The organism is Sphingomonas sp. TZW2008 (genome assembly GCF_002117915.1).
Lineage (GTDB): Bacteria > Pseudomonadota > Alphaproteobacteria > Sphingomonadales > Sphingomonadaceae > Sphingomonas.
Genome location: NZ_BDJB01000008.1, coordinates 39,443 through 58,567, shown reverse-complemented (window position 1 = coordinate 58,567; position 19,125 = coordinate 39,443). Strand labels below are relative to the sequence as shown.

Here is a 19,125-nt window from a genome sequence, read left to right as displayed (position 1 = left end):
ATCGTCCGACACGTACGGGCGCGGTGGGCGCAAAGTCAAGGCGGCTGGTACGCCGGTCAGCCGCCAAGCTTGGAGAGGACGAAGGCCGCGAGGAAGCCGATCACGGCGATGAAGCCGGAATATTCGTGTGTTTCCTCCGTCGCTTCGGGGATCATCGTGTCGACAAGCATCGCGAGGATCGCACCGGCGGCGACCGCAGTGACGGCGGCGATCGTGTCCTTGCCCGCGTCGGCGAGGAGCAGGTTACCGAGGAGCGCGGCGATGCCCGAGGCAACCGCGATCGCGCCCCATACGCCGAAGACGTAGGTGGCGCTGCGGCCCGCCTTCTTCATGCCGGCGGCGCTCGACAGCCCTTCGGGCAGATTGGACAGGAACACCGCAGCAACGGTGACGGTGCTGACCCCGCTGCCATCGAGCAGGCTGACGCCGATGACAATCGATTCAGGAATGCCATCGAGCAGCGCGCCGATCGCGATCGCGAGCCCGCTGCTGTCGGAGCCGTCCTGGCTCTCGGCCGCGTTCGAGCCCGAGCGCTTGCGGTGCCGCGCACCGGCGCGCGAGACGAGGACGTTGGCGAGCGTGTAAACCGCGGCGCCACCGACGAAGCCAAGCGCGGTGCTGTCGAACCCGCCGGCGGCATAGGCTTCGTCCATCAGGTCGAACGCGACCGCCGAGATCAGAACGCCCGAGCCGATCGCCATGACGGCTGCAATCAGCCGCTGCGGCAGGCTGGCAAACCAGGCGATCGCCGCGCCGATCAGCAGCGCCGACCCGCCGACGAGGCCCCACAGCCCGGCCTGCAGCGCAAGCATCAGCGCTCGTCCACGTCTGCGCGGTCGCGACCTATCCACGCGACCAGCGTAGCGGCGCCGAGCAGGGCGGTGCCGATCAGCGCGCGATCGCGGGTGCGGATCAGCGCAAGGCCGAGCGTGGCGGTCGACGACAGGACCACACCGATGTTGGCCGCGCCCGCGCCGTGCGCAAGGCGGGCGGTGCCGCGCGCGGCGGCGAAATGCTGACCGGGCGAGGCGGCGTCGGCGGCCGGGGCCTCCGCGTCCTTGGTAGGGGCGGTGCCACCGGCGACGTGATCGGCGACCCAAGCGCCGCGGGTGCCGAGCGCGGTGGGTGCGCCGCGCGTGGTGTCGCGCGCGGTCTGGTGCTCGAGCTCGGAATTGAGTTCGGCGCCGAACAGCAGGATGTAGCTCGACAGATAAAGCCAGGTGAGCATCACCACGACCGCACCAAGCGAGCCGTAGGTCGCGTTGTAGTTGCCGAAATTGGCGACGTAGAGGCCGAACCCGAGGCTCAGTGCGAGCCACAGCAGCGCGGCGAGGAGCGAACCGGGCGTGAGCCACACCCAGCGCGCGCGATCGCGCGCGGGCCCGTAGCGGTAGAGCGTTGCCGCACCCGCCGAGCCGCCAAGCAGCAGTAGGGCGTAGGAGAGGACCTTGCCGAGCGCGAGCAACGCCGCCGGCGCCCAGGGCAGCAATGTGTCGAGGTGACCCAGCGCGGCGATCGCGACGCCGGCGAGGATCGCGACGACCACCGCGCCGACGGTGATGCCGATCGCGGTGAGGTTCGTCGCGATGAAGCCGCGCGTCTCCTTCTCCTCGTACGCGATGTTGAGCGCCGACATGACGGCGCCCGCACCGTTGCGCGCGCCGAACAGCGCGGTGGCGAGCGCGAGGAGAAGGCCGAAGCCCTTTTTCCCGTCCGACGTTTGAACGACGTTGAGCAACTGCTCGCCGACGAGCCGCGCGGCGTCGGCGGGCATCACCTGTGCGAGCGCCTGGACGTTGTCGATCACCGTCTGGCGATCGGCGACGAGGCCGTAGAGCATTACGACTGCGCCGAGTAGCGGAACGATCGCGAGGAAGCCGTAGAAAGCGACGCCGGCGGCGATCAGCCCGATATTGTCGTCGCTGCCCTCGCGCCACGCGCGCACCAGCACCTGCTTCCACGCTGGCCACGGCATCTGCCACGGGGTCGCGGCGTCACGCCCCGCGCCGATCGGCGCGTTTGAACCATCGGCAGCCTTGGTCAATCGCTCTTTCCCCTTGTCCTGCGCAAACAACTCGCCGACGGGGCGCCCGTTGCGAGACTTGACGTGGATCAGCGCGGATCGGCCGCCTGCGCGGTCGTCTCCCCGCGCGCGCTATGCATTGCGGCGACGAAGGTCGGATCGGCGCGCAGCCGCCGCATGACATGGACGATGCCGCGCCGATCGACCGGTACGGCCCCGCGATCGAGCGCCGCGCGGCGCTGTGCCTGCGGCAGGTCGTAGTGCGGAAAGCTGCGCGGCTGGAACCAGCGCCGCTCCATCCCGATCGCGTCTGCCATCGCGTGCAGCTCGTCGAGCGTATCGGCGATCATATGGCACATCAGGTGGCCGCGAAACGGATTGCGCGCATCGTCGACGTAAACGGCCATCGCCTATTCCCTGTTGGCGCGCCCGGCAGGAATCGAACCTGCGGCCCCAAGCTTAGAAGTTTCGTGGCCCTCATTGCAGGGCTTTTCATCCCGACGCAATAGCGCTCGGTTTTCTGCCGATCTTCTCTTTCTGTTCTCGGTGGCCCTTGCATTGCGTTGCACCCGTTTTCATGTGATGTGATTACGCAGCGATTACGTGAAGGCTCAAGATGGCCCGGCTCAAGATCACAAAGCGCAGCGTCGATGATGCTCCGATCCCCGCTGCCGGGGACGCATACTTCTGGGACACAGAGCTTCGTGGGTTCGGTCTGCGCGTCACGCCTAAGGGGGTGCGGTCCTACGTCGTCCAGTATCGCCTTCCGAGCCGGCCAGCGCGGCGCATGACGATCGGCGTTCATGGTTCGCCGTGGACACCGGAAAAGGCACGAAAGCGGGCTGAGCAGATCCTGTTCGATGTGAAGCGCGGTGACGATCCGGTGCAGGCTGCGAAAAAGCGAGCGCGCGAGGCGGTCGATCTAGAGTTTTCCCGGTACGTCGAAGCTTTCACTGATGGCTATCTCAAGCACGAATGGAAGGATTCGTGGGCGGACGCCAAGCGCCGGCTCGAGCAGCATGTTGTGCCGCATCTGAAAGGCCGCCCGCTGCCAGAGATTGAGAAACACGAAGTGTCGAAGGTCATCCTTCGCTTGAAGGATCGCCCCGCGCTCGCCCGCAACACCCATGCCGTGCTACGGAAGCTATTCGCGTGGGCTGTCGATCAGGGTGATTTAGGGGCGAGCCCGATCCCGGCCGCGCCTTCTGTGGTGCAGGCGCGAAAGCGGGTGCTGACACCTGAAGAGGTGGTCGCGGCGTGGCAGGCGAGCTTCAAGTTGGATCGGCCAATGGGCCAATTTATTCGGCTGCTCTTTGCCACGCTCCAGCGACGTAGCGAGGTTGCGGCGGCGCCTTGGACCGAATTTGGCGAGCTACCTAAGCTTTGGCGGTTGGAGGGCGAGCGCGCGAAGAACGACAACGACCATCTGGTGCCGCTCAGCCCGCTAGCTGTCGAGGTGCTGGCAGAAATGGCAGCGGGTCCGTCGCCGGTGGTGGGCAAGGCTAAGCCGTGGCCGCGAAAGGGGTTCGTATTCACCACGACAGGGACGACGCCCATAAGCGGCTTCTCCAAGGTCAAGGCGAAGCTCGACCGCGAAATGCTTCCTATCCTCCAGGCGCTCTCCGACAAGCGCGCCGACGCGCTGGGGCATGAGCGCGAATTGGTCTTTATGCCGCCTTGGCGTCTGCACGACATAAGGCGCACCGGCACGACGCAGATGCAGGCATTGGGCGTGCCGATCGAGGTGACGGAGAGGGTCATCAACCATACTAGCGGCGAGACGGCCGGCATCCGCGGCGTCTACAATCTGCACGCGTACAATGATGAGAAGCGGAAGGCGCTCGACGCATGGGGAGGGTATCTCCAGCGCTTGGTTGCTGAAGCTGAACAGGGATCGAAGGTCGTTGCGTTGCCCACTCGGGCAGCGTGACGGGGCGCGGCTAGGTTAGCTCCCGAAAAGCCGGTTTCCGCACCGGCCTGCCGCGCCAGTCTTTTTGCGGATCGCCAGCGGAGGCGAGGATGAAGGCTCAAGTGGAGGCGAGCGCGCCTGCCAGCCCGTTCATTGGGCTATGGGAGGCTGTTGCTTGGGTTTGTACGCGTGATCAGGCTATAGCGGCAGCGGCCGCAGCTGAAGAAAGCCGAGAAGCCAAGTTTGCGCGCTGGATAACTCTTGCTGAGTATGCAGAGCGCTCGGTCGGAAGCCCTGAAGCCGCCCTCGCTGATCTTTGCGCGCTAGCTGCGACCGAGGAGATTACGGCTAAAGGGCGCTATGGCGCCGGCTACGTTGACGTGCCGGCAAATGCCTGGATCGACGCTGAGATAGCGTTCAATGCTCCGGACGCGTTTCGGCCTGTTGATGGTATGGACACGGTGCTCGGGTCCTTGTGGACGCATGTTCGCTTCTGGCGAAACGACATCTATCGGCTTTGGCCTCCGCTGCTGCGCGAGGTTGCTTCCACAAATCTGGCGCCGCCGGGAAAGCCGGACGCGAAGAAGTCCGCTGAATTGGCCGCATTCTTTGACGGACAAGGCATCGCCCGGCGGGCTTTGAGGGCTGAAATGATCGCCGAGAGGTGGGACAGCAACGACGGCCCCGCGCCTACACTGGAATACATAAAGGTCTTGATGAAAGGGGGTAAGAGGGGCCGCCCACCAGCGAAGGTTTGAACCGAGTAATTGCAGCGCGAACGAATTGAAACGTCATTTTGCGCCGTATGGTCACTGCATTTCTTTTGCTCTCAATGGGTATCCGCGCGCTGCAATGGTGCGGCGCATAAAAGCGGAGCCACCAGATGGCAGACGACGACGATAGGCTGCTGACTTCCGAGCAACTTGCTGACCTTCGCCAGTGTTCGCGTAGCAAGGTGGAGAAGGAGCGGCTGGCGGGCGAGGGCCCCCCTTTCATCCGTGACGGCTTCTCCGTGCGTTATCGCCTAGGGGACTATCGGGCTTGGATCGCTTCGCAGCGGCGGTTCCAATCCACCTCTGAATTGGCGGTGGGGTGATCCGCAATGGCAGCAGCAAAGGCGAAGCTTCGGCCTAAAAACGAAGCGCCCCGCCGGTCCGGCAAGACCATGCGGGGCACCCCGGTATTTTCTATCAACAGCGACATTGCAGATAGCCTGACCAACTCTCGCCTGCAAGTTCTCGCGTCCCGTTACGGGCTCCGCGGGCGCCTCGCCCTAACCATCAGCGCCGCGTTCTGGGGCGAGATCGGGGCGGACCATGCCTGAGCCCTTCAACACACACCGCGTTGCGGCCCTAGCGCTCCTCAACGGGCCTGGCCCGCTTACTCGCAAGGCGGGATCGTTCCTCGGGCAGTGCGTAGCGGATCCGACGCCGCTGACTGGCAAGCAGCGCGACTGGATCGGCACGCTGCTGGAGCGTGCTAGCCTTCCCCCTCTCGCCGATGGAGGCGACGCATGAATTTCGAGACCTACCCCGATCGCCCCGGTTTCAAGGGGGACAGCGAAACCGGACGTGAGGCTGCGGACGCAATGAAGGAATGCTCCGGGCGATACCGGCGCATGGCCCTTGATCTCGTCAAGCAGCGGCAAGCACAGGGTATACTTCCTGAAGAAGCCGCAGATCTCACCGGCGTGCCGCGCACGACGCTCCAGCCCCGTTTCAGCGAGCTGAGAGCGCAAGGGCTCATCGTGGATAGCGGGATGCGCCGCCGCAATCCGTCGAGCGGCAAAAAGGCCGTGGTGTGGGTGCTGCCGCAGTACGCCCCCCGGCAGGATGCCGGCAGCGAAGCATGATCGTGCCTCACGCACACCCCGGCACGATCTGACGTGAGTTGCGCGGCAATGTATTTCCTACATGCTCAAGAGGTGCGCAAGAATGGCCATGGCTCTTTCTAAGCGCTGCCGCGCAACCGCGACTATCATCCGCCTGGCGTCCTATCGCCTCGTCATCGTGACGGGCGAAGGGCGCGAGGTTTACCTTGCAACGAACGGCATGGGACGAACCGGCGCGCGCATCGCGCACCGCCAGTTGTTCGACTGTGCCGTGCAGGCCGCGACGTACGCGCACCAGCTTGCCGATCGGTTTGGCTGTGCCGTTGAGCAGATCGGCGGCGGGGACTTCAAACATGGGTAAGGACACGCACCATCGGGGGGATGCACCGCGGCGGACGCGCTTCGCCCGGCTCGATCACGACATTCTGCAATCGGCTGCCTACCGGGCGCTATCCTGCACGGCGCGCGCGCTGCTGGTCGAGTTTGCCATGCTCTACAACACCCGCAACAACGGCGAGCTATACCTGTCTGTACGGGATGCAGCGGCACGCCTTGGCCTGTCCGATATGACCGCGGCGTCAGCGGCCATGGCCGAGTTGATGGATCTCGGCTTCATCGACGTGACGGCAGATGGCATCTTCGCGAGCAGCGGTAACGGGCAGTCGAAGGCCCGATGCTTTCGGATTACCTGGGAGCAGGCGCCCGGTTCGTCAGCGACGTTCGATTATCGAACCGCCGTCGTGCGCGGAAACAAGCCCGCGAAGCGCGCCATGATCGGGCGACAGGCTCTTGCGCGGTACGCCACGCAAAAAAACAGAGGTGAGGATTCCAATACGCTCCCCCCCGTTAGCGTGTCGGATTCCAATACGCTCCCCCGCAATTGCGCGGTTGAGCCCCCCCCCATCGTTCGGGATTCCAATACGCCGATCGCGCAAAAACGGCTGATTGCTGTCGATGGGCATCGTTCGGGATTCCAACACACATATAGCTATACCACTAGCCCTGCGCCTTCTGAGCGATCTGGCACCCCCTCTGAATACCCCTCAAGTGCGGGCGGCGCGCAATCGGCTGTCGCGCTGAACCATCTCCGCGGACGGTTGAAGAAGCACCTGAAGGCGGCCGGGTATGGAGGTGCTAAGGCGCTGTCGAAGGCGACGGGCATCCCGGAAAGCGTCGTCTCGAGGTTCCGCGGCGGATCGTCGTTGTCCGAGAAGTACGATGTAAGCCTGCGGCTATTCTTTCGCATGATGGATGAACGGGACGCTGCCTGATGTCTGACACCAGAACGTCGGACGGCTCCGACCAACGATTATCGAGTGAGGACACAGTGACCGCTGAACGGCAACCAATTTCACTCAACCTCAACGGCATCCCAGGCAAGAGCGACGGCTATTCGCTGGCACGGTCCGAGATTGTACCAGACACGCGCCATGCGGTTGCGGGCGTGAATGCGTCCTCCGATCTCTTTGGTGGTACGCGAGGCGCATTAGGTGATGCGGTCGAAGTGATGCGAGACGCCTGCGATGCAGTAGCGGGCGGTGATCTCTCCCTGCTGAGCCGCACGCTCGCTGCCGAGGCGCTGACGCTGGACGCAACCTTCACCCAGATGATGCGCCGGGCAGCTCTGAACATGGCGCAATACCCCGACGCTGCTGATCGCTACATGCGGTTGGCGATGAAGGCTCAGGGGCAGGTTCGTGCGACGGTTGAGACGCTGGCTCGCATGCACCAGCCTCGTGAACAGACAGTTCGGCATATCCACGTAGGCCCGGAGGGTCAGGCGGTCTTTATCGAGAACATGCACGGGGGCTTCGGCAATGGACGATTCGACGGTCAACCCCATGCAACCGGAGCCGGAGAGCCTTCGTCTCGCGCCGCGCTGCCTAGCTCGAACCCGCTCGGGTCAGCCGTGCCAATCGCCTGCGATCAAGGGACGCAGCCGGTGCCGCATGCACGGCGGGCGAGGAAGCGGCGCGCCGGTAGGTAATCGTAACGCTTGGAAGCACGGGGCGCGGTCCGCTGCGGTACGTGATCTGGCGGGATGGTTGGCTGGTCGGTCTCGGCTTGGCTGATAATACAGCCGAGAAACAGCCGAGCAGCGCCACCGCTGCGTTCCCGTTCTCCTCCCGTATTATCGGGAAATGACCGACGCTTTTTTAAGCGCGGAAAAGCGGTAGCGGCACACGACGAGGCGCTGAGCCGCCCCTGTTAATACAGGGCGGAAACAGGGAGCGCGGCACGGAAGTCGGGGCTGATAATACAGCGCAAAAACAGCGGGCTTGGCCACGCATGCACTCGTTGAGGGCTACTCGCTCGCCTGCCGGCTGCAGCGGATCGCCGCCCTATTTCCGTTGCCATAGAGCAGGAGTTCAAGCAGCACCCGAAGTGCCGGCGCGGAAAGGAACAGCGGGACCGCGACGACGAAGATGCACAGCAGAAACAGCAGCATAAATCCCCCGTAGGCTAGGCTGCTCCAAGCGATTTGCCCGCGTGGCAGTTCCATGTGGAACTTCAATACTAACGCGGGATAACACGATCACGGGTTGGCCGCGTCTGTCGACAGCGCCGGCGTACCTTCGATCAGATCAAGCGCACCGAGCAGCTGGTCAAAATCGCGCACCGGCTTCGTCGGGAAAGAACGGGCCAAGGTAGTGCCCACCGCTTCTAATTCGCTTGCGGTCGGGCGCCGGCGGCGCTGCGCATCAGGAAAGGTCATCGGGCGGCTCAATCAATCTAGGAGGTTCTAGCCCCGAACTAGCCGAATCTTGGCCAACGCCCCGCTCAACACGGCTAGATGGGGCGGGGAGAAGACGCAAAGGCTTGGGAGCCGCGTAATATACGCGCTCCTCGCGAAGTCGGTCCCGGTGTTGAATTTAGATCAGTGCGTTTCTTCGGCTGCGACGGCCTGCCTAGCCTCGCGACTTTTCGCCGTCCGCTCTGCCTGGACTGCCATGGCGTCCCATTTCTGCGCGGCTAGTTCGTAGCGATCGCGGACATTCACTAGCGGGCTGTCGCCATGCGAAGTGCGGAGGGCTGCTGCGCGGGCGCGGCATTCGAAAGCAGTATCGGACATCGTTCATCCCCTTTCGGGATAAACGTGCCCAGCCCACCGTCGGGCCCGAGTTAAATCGCTGGGTCGCGCGGCTCAGCGCCTGAGCGACTTTAGGTCGCCTTCATATTGGTGCTGACGTTGGTGAATGTCTTCTTCAGCTGATTGCCAAGGTTCCCCATAGAGGCAATAGCGGCAACAGCGATTAGAGCGGCGATGAGGCCATATTCGATGGCAGTAGCGCCTCGCACATTGCGCGCCAGCTTGATGAACGTCCGTATCATACCATTCTCCAGTCAGGCGACTGGGGTAGGGCCACGGAGTTAACGCGGCGTTCGCTGGTCATACCGAAAAGTGGGCAGTCCGCGGACCATCGGCTTCAGACGAGTGTCTTGAAGGCGCTGGAAAGCATAGTTTGCTCTTGTGCATACGACGATTGAGAAAGAGCGTCATTAAGAGGCTCAGCCCCCAAACTTGAATGGCGGCGAACAACAGCCATGCGTACGGTAGTTCTGAAACGTTTATGCCGGTTCTACTTACAGCCCACAGAGCCGTAGGAACCGATAGTGCTATAAAGGATGCGAGTCGGCTCAGTATAGTCACCCCTTTGATTCCCATCCTCGTGCCTCCTGTGATGATCGTACCGCATCACAGTTAAAAAACATTTGGGCCGCTTGAGGCTGTCGCGACCATTCCCGATTCTCGGGGCGGCTCAGTTGTAGCGCTATCGCTACACGTAGTTGGCTCGCAGCGGCTGAATCGCGGCGCCCCCTCCCAGCGGGGTCGGCTGAACCGACAGCAGCAGCAGTAAGCTCCCGTTCGGCTTGATGGCGCTGGAAGGTCTATGCTGAACATAGGGACGACTGCGGGAACTTGCCCTGAGGCAAAGGCGAAAGTGGTTGCGTCGCAGCGTGTGACGTAACCTTGTGCTGGTTAATGCCCGTCACGTTTGGCGCAGTCGCTCACGCCTATTCCTTGAGCAGTTCGCCCGCGCGACATCTCACCTCGCGAGCGCATCCTGAACCCCGCCAAGGGTGAACGCACGCCCCCGCGGTTAGCGGAGTTTCCCTCGCTATCGCGTACGTGCGCGTCATAGCGTGCCTAAGGTGACGTTATCGTCACGCGCGGTAATCTCGCACATCCTGTCATGAACGTGCACTGTGCTGGTGTTTCCCGACGTGAAGCGGCAGGGGGTCAGCATGACTAGTATCCTGGTTCCTTCACCCGACCTTTTCCTTCGCGAAGACGCGATACGGGGTGGAATGGACCTGCTTTTCTTCGCCAACACCCGCCACTTGAAGCGCGCAGACGAGAAGCTCGCTGAGTTGGGCCTCGGTCGCGCACATCATCGCGTCCTGTACTTTGTGCAGCGCAAGCCGGGTTCTCCTATCTCAGGCCTACAATCAATCCTGGCGATCACGAAGCAGTCGTTGAAACGCGTCACTCACGACCTGATCGAACGCGGGCTCATCGAATTGCAGCAAGGTCGTGTTGATCGCCGCCAACGTCTTGTGCACCTAACCGACAGCGGCGCGGCTTTAGAGCGTCAGCTTTTTGCCGAGCTGCATGACAACATGGCGCAGGCATATGCCGCTTCCGGCGGCGATGCTGTCAGAGGCTTTTGGACGGTCCTGCAGCACCTGATCGGCGACGAGGGCCGCCAGCAGTTTTCGAAGGTCCAGAGCTGTAAGTGAGGCTGAACACCACAGGCAGAACAACAACGACTTTGCCGGTTGGTCTCGTCATCGAGCCGGCGTAGGCGTACGACCCTTTGATGGAGAAGAGGGGCGCTCACTTGAGCCGAAAGCGTCGTCGTAGATGGTCGCAGGTTAAGAAGATCTTGCCGTATACCGCCGGCGGGCTGCTCGGCAGCATACTGATCGGGGCGCTTATCGCTGAATACCTTATCGGCCAGATCAGCCCAGTTGCTCAAACGAGCGATCGAGTAGCGACGTTGCGCAACAGTTATGATTCTTCCGGCTCTATCGTCCCGCAGCTGCACGATGTGGACGTGGCAAGGGCAACTTGGGCAGGACCAGTCTATGGTGCGAGCAACGAGGTTGAGCAGCTTTCTACCGCAGATTCGAAAGATGGTTGGCTCGACGATATGGAGAAGCTCGAAGCTCGTTGGGCGCGAGAGGATCGAGAACGCGACGCAGCACTGGCGCGGGCGTCCGCAGAGATGAGCCGGAAGATCGAGGCCGATGCCTTACGCGCGGTGGAAAGCGCGCCAACACCGACGACCCCGCCTTTCGTGGCAGAACCGCCCGAAAGCCCTGCTGACCCGCTGGTTTCCGATCCGCCGCCAACCTATGGCCAGGATCTGGAGGTGCGGCGCTATTAAACTGGGCAATAGCCCTCCCCGCGTCGCCTTTCCTACCGCTGATGCGGGCAGCGGTTAGCCGCCTGCCTCCTCCATAAAGGCCCGCACGCGCCGTTCGGTAGCGCGGCGAACATCACGCCCACATCATACGTCCTCAACGAAGTTGTAGTCGCCCAGCGCGTGATAGCCGAACATCGATTCAGCCATGACCGAGCGGCAGCGCGAACGCTCCACCATGCTCATCACAGCGGCGGTGCTGAACAACCTCGCGTCGAAAACTTGGCTGACGGGTATAAGTGGGGCGGCGGAGGCGCTGGCCGACCCGGAACGCAATTGGGATAGCTTCATCGCGCAGACCGCGGCGGGGATCGCGACGCCTGCCATTTTGGCCCAGATCGCTCGCACGTCCGACCCCATCCTGCGCGAAGCTCGCACGCCGTTGGATCGTATCCGCTCGCGCGTGCCGGGTATGTCGCAGAGCCTATATCCGCGCCGTGACGTGTTCGGGCGCCCGATCGTCTCCGGTGGCGGCCTTGGGCCGGATATCCTTTCGCCAGTCTGGACCGGCGCCGATCGCAACGATCCGACGCTGCGCGGCCTCATTGATGCCGACGCTACGATCAGCCCTCCGCAGCGGTCCTACAAGGCGGGCGGCAGGCGCGTGGATTGGACGCCGGCCGAGTACGACACCCTGCAGCGCGTGACGGGCGAGACGGCAAAGCCGCAACTTGATGCGTTGGTGCGGGGCGCCAACTGGAACGCAATGTCACCGATCGACCGGGACAAGCGCGTGCTTCAGATCATGAGGGTGGCGAGGAAGGCCGGGAAGAGTGCGGCGCTTGGGCGGCAGTCGGCGCCGGCCGCTGATCCACGGGCGGAGTTTAAGCGGTAGCTTCTCCACAAGGATCGTTCCGAAGATTACGTAGCGATTACGTGACCGAAAGAGCGGTGTCCGCTACAGCCTAGCGAATACCGCTAAGGCGTTGAAAACGATTGGCGCGCCCGGCAGGAATCGAACCTGCGGCCCCAAGCTTAGAAGGCTCGTGCTCTATCCAACTGAGCTACGGGCGCGCGCGGGACGGGCGTTAGCGCGGATTGCGGGCGGGCGAAACCGTCGGCATGATCGCGGTTATGAGCGAGGGGAAAACGGTGGGCCGCGTGTCGGCCGATGCGCTGCGCGGGCGGGCGCTGCGCTTCTACGATTTCGTGATGGCGGCGTTCGTCGCGATCCTGCTGCTGTCGAACGTGCTCGGCGCCGGCAAGGTGGCGCAAATCTGGCTGCCCGGCGTCGGCTATTGGCCGTTCGGGGCGGGCATCCTGTTCTTTCCCGTCGGCTATGTGATCGGCGACGTGCTGACCGAGGTCTACGGCTATGCGCGGGCGCGGCGGGTGATCTGGGCGGGGTTCGCAGCGACGGTATTCATGGCGCTGATGGCCTGGGTGGTCGTCGCGCTGCCGCCGGCGCCCGACTGGACCAACCAGGCGGCATATGAATCGGTATTTAGTCAGGTGCCACGGATCGTCTTTGCTAGCATGTGCGCCTTCTGGGCGGGCGAGTTCGTCAATTCATACGTCCTAGCGCGGATGAAACTCGCGACCGGCGGGCGGCACCTGTGGATGCGCACGATCGGCTCGACGATCGCGGGGCAGGGGATCGACAGCCTGATCTTCTATCCGCTCGCCTTCCTCGGCGCGCAGGGTTGGACGACCGAATTGGTTGTGACCGTGCTTTTCACGCAGTGGGCGCTGAAGGTCGCGTGGGAGGTAGTGCTGACGCCGCTGACCTATCTGGTCATCGGCTGGCTGAAGCGCGCCGAGGGGATCGACGTGTTCGACGACGCGACCGACTTCACCCCGTTCGGCGCCAAGGTCTGAGCGTCAGCGCGCGGTTTTCTCGAGCACGGCGCAGAATTCGAAGCGAGGTCGCGGCGTTTGATAGACGCGCACCGGGAGCAGATCGGCAAGCCCGAGATGATAGACCACGCCGATTGTCTGCCGGAATGTCTCAGGCGTCCAATACCACGCGTGGACATCGAGATAGCCGCCGGCCGCCGCCTCATATTCCTCCAAAGCCAGCCGCACGCGGCGTGCCTGTTCGTCGGGTGGGAAGGGGCCGTGTTGCCCGTTCCAGTGCATCTCGCTGTCGTTGTGCGTCACCATGGCGCGATGCTCGATCACGCTCTGTAGTGTGTGAACGGTGCGCTTCTGCTCGTGCGCGTACAGGACGTTCGCGATGGTGCTTTCCGGGATCAGCGCGTCGAAGCAGTAACGCTTATCCGGGATGATCAGATAATAGCGGCCGTTCGGTGTCAGGAGATCGGCCACGTCCTTGAGATGCTGTACGAGATCGGGCTGATGCTCAACAGAATGGCTGCTGACGACGGCGTCGAACCGCTCCGCAATCTCGCCGAGATTGCCGGTATAATGGATCTCGTCGGGGCAATCAGTCGTGTCGAGGCCGACTTCCTCCGCACGCGCGCGCAACGCTGCGGCATCCATGATATCGAGATAGCGAACGTTGTCGCCGCGAACCAGCGGGCGGCAGAACGGCCCGATTTCGAGCATTGGGCCGGTCACTTGCGCCAGAACATCGCTCAGGAACGCGTCGCGCAAGGCGACAGGCGAGGCGACACGGCCTTCCTTTGCCCCCCAATCGAGAAAGTGCTGTCTGGCAGCTTCGTCGCTTAAAGCAGCCAGATCGGGATATTGCCCGCGATAATAATCGGGATCGAACTCGGGCGGCAGGTCGGGACCGGCCGCTTCCGTCAACCGACGAACTCCAGCAGCCCTTCGAACAAGCGGCGGCCGTCGATGCCGCCGTGGGCGGGCTCGATGCGGCGTTCGGGGTGGGGCATCATCCCCAGAACGTTACCCGCGTCGTTGAGGATGCCGGCGATGCGGCGCGCCGAGCCGTTGGTCTCGCCGGCATAGCGGAAGGCGACGCGGCCATCCCCTTCGATCCGGTCGAGCGTTTCGGTGTCGGCAACGTAATTGCCGTCGTGATGCGCGACGGGGACGAGGATCGTCTCGCCCGCGCTATAACGCGACGTGAAGCGACTGTCGGCATTCTCCACGGTCAGCGGCACGTCGCGGCAGACGAAGTTGAGGCCGGCGTTGCGCATCAGCGCGCCGGGCAGCAGCCCCGCCTCGGTCAGCACCTGGAAGCCGTTGCAGATGCCGAGGATCGGCAGGCCGCGGGCGGATGCGTCCGCCACGGCACGCATGATCGGCGAGCGTGCCGCCATCGCGCCCGAGCGCAGGTAATCGCCATAGGAGAAACCGCCCGGCAGCGCGACGAGGCCAACGCCGTCCGGCAGCGACGTCTCGCCGTGCCAGACCATGTCGGGCTTGCGGCCCGTGACGCTTTCCAGCGCGACGGCGATGTCGCGATCGCAGTTCGATCCCGGGAAGACGACGACCGCCGTCTTCATGCGTGCTCGATCCGGTAGTTCTCGATCACCGTATTCGCGAGCAGCTGGCGGCACATCGCGTCGACCTGCGCGTCGTCGGTGCCGTCTGCCACGTCGAGCTCGATCAGCTTGCCGACGCGCGCGCCGGCAATGCCGGTGAAGCCGAGCCCGGCGAGCGCGTGCTCGATCGCCTTGCCCTGGGGATCGAGAACGCCGGGCTTGAGCGTGACGTGGATGCGCAATTTCATGGCCGACCCGCTATAAGATGCCTCGTCCGATCGCAACCGTTGCCGGACGATGCATGCGCCCGGCCGCGCGACTTACTTGCCGCGCCGCTCACGATGTTCGGCCATGTCGAGCACCGCCGTCTCGCCGCCGTCGGGCAGCAGGCCGAGGCGGCGTGCCACCTCCTGATACGCCTCCACCTCGCCGCCGAGATCGCGGCGGAAGCGATCCTTGTCGAGCTTCTCGTTGCTCGTCATGTCCCACAGGCGGCAGCAATCGGGGCTGATCTCGTCCGCGAGGATGATGCGGCCATAGTCATTGTCCCAGATGCGGCCGAACTCGAGCTTGAAGTCGACGAGGCGGATGCCGACGCCCGCGAACAGGCCGCACAGGAAATCGTTCACGCGGATCGCGAGGTCGGCGATGTCGTGCATCTCCTCCTGGCTGGCCCAACCAAAGGCGGCGATATGCTCGTCCGAGATCATCGGATCGCCGAGCTCGTCGGACTTGTAGGCATATTCGATGATCGTGCGGGGCAGCTGCGTGCCCTCCTCGATCCCGAGCCGCTTCGACAGCGTGCCGGCGGCGACGTTGCGCACCATCACCTCGATCGGAACGATCTCGACCTGGCGGATTAGCTGCTCGCGCATGTTGAGGCGGCGGATGAAGTGGGTCGGCACGCCGATCGTGCCGAGCAGCGTGAAGATGTGCTCGCTGATACGATTGTTGAGCACGCCCTTGCCGTTGATTGTGCCCTTCTTCTGCGCGTTGAAGGCGGTGGCGTCGTCCTTGAAATATTGGATCAGCGTGCCGGGCTCCGGACCCTCGTAGAGGATCTTCGCCTTGCCTTCGTAGATCTGCCGCCTGCGCGCCATCCGCGTGCCCTTCCCGTCAAACGAAGCGCCCCGGCATGCGCGAGCCTATGCCGCGCGGCCGGGGCCGATAGTCGCCGCGGGCTATATGCGACGGGGGGGCGCCGCGCAATCAGCGCGCGGCGGGACGGCCGAGGAGCGCGAGGATGCGGCGCCTCGTATCCTGCCACGCCGTGCTGTCCGGCGTGACGAGCTCGACATGGCCGGTGGCGGGAATCGTCACCAGTTCGACGCGGTCCCCCGCCGCTGTCGCGCGTGCGGTGTAGTCAATCGCCATGCGATAAGGGATGATCCTGTCCTCGCGCCCATTGACCAGCGTCTGCGGGACGCCGAGCGGGAGGAGGCGGGGGACTGAGGTGTCGGCATAGGGGTCTGCCCGGTCGGTGCCGACGAGCTTCGCGACGACATCAGTACCGCAGCCGTTGTCGGGGCTGGCGGCGGTGGCTTCGAGATCGGGCAAGCCGCCGAGGCTGACGACATGCGCGATTTTGAGCGGGTCGGCGGCGACGAGCGGGCTTTTGGCGGGGAGTTTCGCGCGGGCGGCGAGCCACAATGCGAGATGCCCGCCCGCGGAATGGCCGACGGCGACAACGCGGGTGAGATTGAGGTCGTACTCTTTCGCGGCGGTCGCCAGACGGTCGGCGGCAGCGGCAGCATCGGCGAAGGTGCCGGGATAGCCGCCGCCGGCGCGATCGACGCCGCGATAGTCGATGTTCCACACCGCGATGCCGGCGTCGCGCAAATCGCCGGCGATCCAATCCATCAGCGAGCGATCGGCGATCTTCGTCTGCCAGCAGCCGCCGTGAACCATCAGCACCACGGGGTGCGGCCCCTTGCCAGTCGGACGCCACAGGTCGATCTTCTGCATCTGATCGCTGCCGTAGGCGATCGTCGCGTCGGCCTTCGGACGCGGGCGCGCGGTGAGGTCGGGCCACGTGAGCGGCTTGAAGGGAGCGGCGGAGGTCGGGGCGGGGGGCATCGGCGCGGGCGAGCATGACGCGGCAGCCAGCGCAGTGGCAAGCAGGATCGCGGTGCGGCGAGGCTTGGCGGCGATAGGGGGGGCGTCGGGCGATCGGGGCACGGCGTGGCTTTCGGCTGGCTGAGGGGGGACGGCTGGCGATGGGTTGTCGCGCGCATGTGGCACGGGCGGCGCGCGCGGGCCAGATGGCGGAACGGTTGTGGAACAAGCCGCGCTGCTGCTAGGCCGGAGCCATGCCGACCGACGCGACGATCCTGCCGCCCGACAATCCGCCAGTCGGAATATTCGATGCGCCGTTCGATTCGGCGCTGTCCGAGCGCTATCTCGTCTACGCGCTGTCGACGATCACCGCGCGGTCGCTGCCCGACGTACGCGACGGCCTGAAGCCCGTGCACCGGCGCCTGCTGTGGGCGATGCGTCTGCTGCGGCTCGATCCGACGCAAGGATACAAGAAATGCGCGCGCGTGGTCGGCGACGTGATCGGCAAATACCATCCGCACGGCGACCAATCGGTCTACGATGCGATGGTGCGGCTCGCGCAGGATTTCGCGCTGCGCTATCCGCTGGTCGACGGACAGGGCAATTTCGGCAACATCGACGGCGATAACGCCGCCGCCTATCGCTACACCGAGGCGCGGCTGACGCAGGTCGCGGTTGACCTGATGGATGGGCTCGACGAGGACGCCGTCGGCTTCCGCCCGACCTACAACGGCGAGGAGCAGGAGCCCGAGCTGTTCCCCGGCCTGTTCCCCAATCTGCTGGCGAACGGTGCGAGCGGGATCGCGGTGGGGATGGCGACGAGCATTCCGCCGCACAATGCCGCCGAGCTGATCGATGCCGCGATCGCACTGATCGACGATCCCGCGGCCGATCCGCTGGCGTTCGTGGCCGGGCCGGATTTCCCGACCGGCGGGATCATCGTCGACCCGCCCGCGATCATCCGCGAAGCCTATGCCACAGGGCGCGGATCTTTCCGCGTGCGCTGCCGCTGGCAGGTCGAGAAGGAGAAAGGCGGCGGCTGGCAGATTGTCGTCGACGAGATCCCGTACGGCATTGCGAAGGGCAAGCTGATCGAGCAGATCGCCGGGCTGGTGAACGACCGGAAGTTCCCGATCCTGGCCGACGTGCGCGACGAATCGGATGCGGCGATCCGGCTGGTGCTCGAGCCTCGCAGCCGCACGGTTGATCCGCAGCTGCTGATGGATGGGCTGTTCCGTCTGTCGGACCTTGAGACGCGCGTGCCGCTCAACCTGAACGTGCTCGACGCGCGGCGCACGCCGCGGGTGATGAGCCTTGCCGAGGCGTTGCAGGCGTGGACCGAGCATCAGTTCGTCGTCCTGCGGCGGCGCACCGAGCATCGACTGGCGAAGATCGCCGACCGGCTGGAGCTGGTGGCGGGCTATATCACCGCGTTCCTCAACCTCGACCGGGTGATCGAGATCATCCGCAACGAGGACGAGCCCAAGCCGGTGATGATCGCCGAATTCACGCTGACCGATCGGCAGGCCGAGGCGATCCTCAACATGCGGCTGCGCAGCCTGCGCAAGCTGGAAGAGATAGCGCTGCGGCGCGAGCAGACGAGCCTGGAGAAGGAGCAGGCGAGCCTGCAGCTGTTGCTGGGATCGGAGCAGCGCCAGCGCACGCGGCTGAAGAGGGATCTTGCCGCGGTGCGCGACCGCTACGGCCCCGAGACGGCGCTGGGCAAACGGCGCACGACGATCGAGGAGGCGGCGCCCGCGCGCGAGATCCCGCTGGAGGCGATGATCGAGCGCGAGCCGATCACCGTCATCCTGTCCCAGCGCGGCTGGATCCGCGCGATGCGCGGGCACGTCGATCCCGCCGCCGCCGAGACGCTCAAGTTCAAGGAAGGCGACGGCCCGGCGTTCGCCTTCCACGCGCAGACCACCGACAAGCTGCTGCTCGCGGCGGAAAACGGGCGCTTCTACACGCTGGCGGCGGACAAGCTGCCGGGCGGGCGCGGGTTCGGCGAGCCGGTGCGCGCGAGCATCGACCTCGACGGCGGGGTCGGCATCACGCGGCTGCTGCGCGCCGAACGCGACGGGCGGCTGCTGGTGGCGGCGAGCGACGGTCGCGGCTTCGTCGTGCCGGTGGCGGATGTCGTCGCCGAGACGCGCAAGGGCAAGACGGTGCTGACGCCGCGCCCCGGCGCGAAGCTGACGATCGTGCGGCCGATCGCAGTGACGGACGATTACGTTGCCGCGATCGGCGACAACCGCAAGATGCTGGTCTTCCCGCTAGGCGAACTGCCGCAGATGAGCCGCGGGCAGGGCGCGCAGCTGCAGCGCTATCGCGACGGGGGCTTAAGCGACGCGATCACCTTCCGTTTCGCGGACGGGCTGAGCTGGCCGATGGGCGGTGACACGGGGCGCACGCGGACGGAGACCGACCTTACCGCATGGCGTACCGCACGCGGCGCGGCGGGGCGGATGCCGCCGACGGGCTTCCCGCGCGACAATCGCTTCGCCTAAGTACCTCGACCGATT

Annotated in this window: 24 protein-coding genes and 1 tRNA gene; 13 read left to right on the top strand and 12 right to left on the bottom strand. The window is 64.7% G+C overall.

What is annotated here, in order from left to right; genetic code table 11:
* Positions 1–56: 56 nt before the first annotated feature.
* The 3 genes from B7L05_RS10140 to B7L05_RS10130 form a co-directional block, all read right to left on the bottom strand.
* Entirely contained in the window at positions 57–812 is a 756-nt protein-coding gene (locus B7L05_RS10140; RefSeq protein WP_085810159.1) for a ZIP family metal transporter, read from the bottom strand.
* The gene (locus tag B7L05_RS10135; protein ID WP_256926684.1) at positions 812–2,044 is read right to left on the bottom strand and encodes a YihY/virulence factor BrkB family protein; all 1,233 of its coding nucleotides are present in this window, start codon (positions 2,042–2,044) and stop codon (positions 812–814) included. Before B7L05_RS10135 ends, B7L05_RS10140 begins: the two co-directional genes overlap by 1 nt.
* A gap of 68 nt (positions 2,045–2,112) precedes the next feature.
* Positions 2,113–2,430 (bottom strand): DUF4031 domain-containing protein, encoded by a 318-nt coding sequence (locus B7L05_RS10130; RefSeq protein WP_085810158.1) that lies wholly within the window; start codon positions 2,428–2,430, stop codon positions 2,113–2,115.
* Positions 2,431–2,639: 209 nt separating this feature from the next.
* Here B7L05_RS10130 and B7L05_RS10125 point away from each other — a divergent pair, with 209 nt between their 5' ends.
* The 8 genes from B7L05_RS10125 to B7L05_RS17875 all read left to right on the top strand — a co-directional run bounded on the left by B7L05_RS10125 (position 2,640) and on the right by B7L05_RS17875 (position 7,835).
* Complete coding sequence (locus tag B7L05_RS10125; protein WP_085810157.1) at positions 2,640–3,953, top strand: site-specific integrase; 1,314 nt, start codon at positions 2,640–2,642, stop codon at positions 3,951–3,953.
* Between the two features lie 89 nt (positions 3,954–4,042).
* A complete protein-coding gene (locus B7L05_RS10120; protein ID WP_085810156.1) occupies positions 4,043–4,690 on the top strand; it encodes a hypothetical protein in 648 nt (215 codons plus the stop codon).
* A 344-nt stretch (positions 4,691–5,034) separates the two neighbouring features.
* On the top strand, positions 5,035–5,256 hold the full coding sequence (locus tag B7L05_RS10110; protein ID WP_085810154.1) for a hypothetical protein: 222 nt from the start codon (positions 5,035–5,037) through the stop codon (positions 5,254–5,256).
* A 189-nt stretch (positions 5,257–5,445) separates the two neighbouring features.
* Positions 5,446–5,784 carry a hypothetical protein gene (locus tag B7L05_RS10100; protein WP_085810152.1) on the top strand — a complete coding sequence of 113 codons (339 nt, stop codon included), beginning with the start codon at positions 5,446–5,448 and terminating at the stop codon, positions 5,782–5,784.
* A gap of 82 nt (positions 5,785–5,866) precedes the next feature.
* On the top strand, positions 5,867–6,124 hold the full coding sequence (locus tag B7L05_RS17595; RefSeq protein WP_144037226.1) for a hypothetical protein: 258 nt from the start codon (positions 5,867–5,869) through the stop codon (positions 6,122–6,124).
* Positions 6,117–7,034: a hypothetical protein gene (locus tag B7L05_RS10090; RefSeq protein ID WP_085810150.1), complete on the top strand. Its 918-nt coding sequence runs from the start codon at positions 6,117–6,119 to the stop codon at positions 7,032–7,034. Before B7L05_RS17595 ends, B7L05_RS10090 begins: the two co-directional genes overlap by 8 nt.
* Positions 7,035–7,090: 56 nt before the next feature.
* Positions 7,091–7,750 carry a hypothetical protein gene (locus B7L05_RS16935; protein ID WP_144037225.1) on the top strand — a complete coding sequence of 220 codons (660 nt, stop codon included), beginning with the start codon at positions 7,091–7,093 and terminating at the stop codon, positions 7,748–7,750.
* Positions 7,689–7,835: a hypothetical protein gene (locus B7L05_RS17875; RefSeq protein ID WP_375601260.1), complete on the top strand. Its 147-nt coding sequence runs from the start codon at positions 7,689–7,691 to the stop codon at positions 7,833–7,835. Before B7L05_RS16935 ends, B7L05_RS17875 begins: the two co-directional genes overlap by 62 nt.
* 233 nt (positions 7,836–8,068) lie before the next feature.
* On the opposite strand, the gene B7L05_RS16930 is transcribed toward B7L05_RS17875, so the two are convergent.
* The 3 genes from B7L05_RS16930 to B7L05_RS10070 all read right to left on the bottom strand — a co-directional run bounded on the left by B7L05_RS16930 (position 8,069) and on the right by B7L05_RS10070 (position 9,096).
* Positions 8,069–8,266, bottom strand: a complete 198-nt coding sequence (locus B7L05_RS16930; RefSeq protein WP_144037224.1) for a hypothetical protein — start codon at positions 8,264–8,266, stop codon at positions 8,069–8,071.
* A gap of 33 nt (positions 8,267–8,299) precedes the next feature.
* Complete coding sequence (locus B7L05_RS10075; protein WP_085810147.1) at positions 8,300–8,479, bottom strand: hypothetical protein; 180 nt, start codon at positions 8,477–8,479, stop codon at positions 8,300–8,302.
* A 446-nt stretch (positions 8,480–8,925) separates the two neighbouring features.
* Complete coding sequence (locus B7L05_RS10070; RefSeq protein WP_085810146.1) at positions 8,926–9,096, bottom strand: Flp family type IVb pilin; 171 nt, start codon at positions 9,094–9,096, stop codon at positions 8,926–8,928.
* 915 nt (positions 9,097–10,011) lie between these two features.
* Here B7L05_RS10070 and B7L05_RS10065 point away from each other — a divergent pair.
* The 3 genes from B7L05_RS10065 to B7L05_RS10060 all read left to right on the top strand — a co-directional run bounded on the left by B7L05_RS10065 (position 10,012) and on the right by B7L05_RS10060 (position 12,027).
* Positions 10,012–10,506: a MarR family winged helix-turn-helix transcriptional regulator gene (locus tag B7L05_RS10065; RefSeq protein WP_085810535.1), complete on the top strand. Its 495-nt coding sequence runs from the start codon at positions 10,012–10,014 to the stop codon at positions 10,504–10,506.
* Between the two features lie 146 nt (positions 10,507–10,652).
* A complete protein-coding gene (locus B7L05_RS16925) occupies positions 10,653–11,156 on the top strand; it encodes a hypothetical protein (protein WP_144037223.1) in 504 nt (167 codons plus the stop codon).
* Positions 11,157–11,340: 184 nt separating this feature from the next.
* Entirely contained in the window at positions 11,341–12,027 is a 687-nt protein-coding gene (locus B7L05_RS10060; RefSeq protein ID WP_144037222.1) for a hypothetical protein, read from the top strand.
* Between the two features lie 102 nt (positions 12,028–12,129).
* On the opposite strand, the gene B7L05_RS10055 is transcribed toward B7L05_RS10060, so the two are convergent.
* Positions 12,130–12,206 (bottom strand) — tRNA-Arg (locus tag B7L05_RS10055).
* A 60-nt stretch (positions 12,207–12,266) separates the two neighbouring features.
* Between B7L05_RS10055 and B7L05_RS10050 the strand changes: the two genes are divergently transcribed.
* Positions 12,267–13,010, top strand: a complete 744-nt coding sequence (locus tag B7L05_RS10050) for a queuosine precursor transporter (RefSeq protein ID WP_085810534.1) — start codon at positions 12,267–12,269, stop codon at positions 13,008–13,010.
* A 3-nt stretch (positions 13,011–13,013) separates the two neighbouring features.
* Here the strand turns inward: B7L05_RS10050 and B7L05_RS10045 are convergent, their stop codons facing one another.
* The 5 genes from B7L05_RS10045 to B7L05_RS10025 all read right to left on the bottom strand — a co-directional run bounded on the left by B7L05_RS10045 (position 13,014) and on the right by B7L05_RS10025 (position 16,723).
* The gene (locus tag B7L05_RS10045) at positions 13,014–13,904 is read right to left on the bottom strand and encodes a methyltransferase domain-containing protein (protein WP_218776003.1); all 891 of its coding nucleotides are present in this window, start codon (positions 13,902–13,904) and stop codon (positions 13,014–13,016) included.
* Entirely contained in the window at positions 13,901–14,566 is a 666-nt protein-coding gene (gene purQ / locus B7L05_RS10040; RefSeq protein ID WP_085810144.1) for a phosphoribosylformylglycinamidine synthase subunit PurQ, read from the bottom strand. The genes B7L05_RS10045 and purQ overlap by 4 nt, the downstream gene beginning before the upstream one ends.
* Positions 14,563–14,793: a phosphoribosylformylglycinamidine synthase subunit PurS gene (gene purS / locus B7L05_RS10035; RefSeq protein ID WP_085810143.1), complete on the bottom strand. Its 231-nt coding sequence runs from the start codon at positions 14,791–14,793 to the stop codon at positions 14,563–14,565. Before purS ends, purQ begins: the two co-directional genes overlap by 4 nt.
* Positions 14,794–14,865: 72 nt before the next feature.
* Positions 14,866–15,645: a phosphoribosylaminoimidazolesuccinocarboxamide synthase gene (gene purC, locus B7L05_RS10030; protein ID WP_085810142.1), complete on the bottom strand. Its 780-nt coding sequence runs from the start codon at positions 15,643–15,645 to the stop codon at positions 14,866–14,868.
* A 109-nt stretch (positions 15,646–15,754) separates the two neighbouring features.
* Positions 15,755–16,723, bottom strand: a complete 969-nt coding sequence (locus tag B7L05_RS10025; protein WP_307718263.1) for a S9 family peptidase — start codon at positions 16,721–16,723, stop codon at positions 15,755–15,757.
* 131 nt (positions 16,724–16,854) lie between these two features.
* On the opposite strand from B7L05_RS10025, the gene parC reads away from it, so the two are divergent.
* Positions 16,855–19,110, top strand: coding sequence for a DNA topoisomerase IV subunit A (parC, locus tag B7L05_RS10020; RefSeq protein WP_085810140.1), 2,256 nt, complete (start codon positions 16,855–16,857; stop codon positions 19,108–19,110).
* Positions 19,111–19,125: the final 15 nt, after the last annotated feature.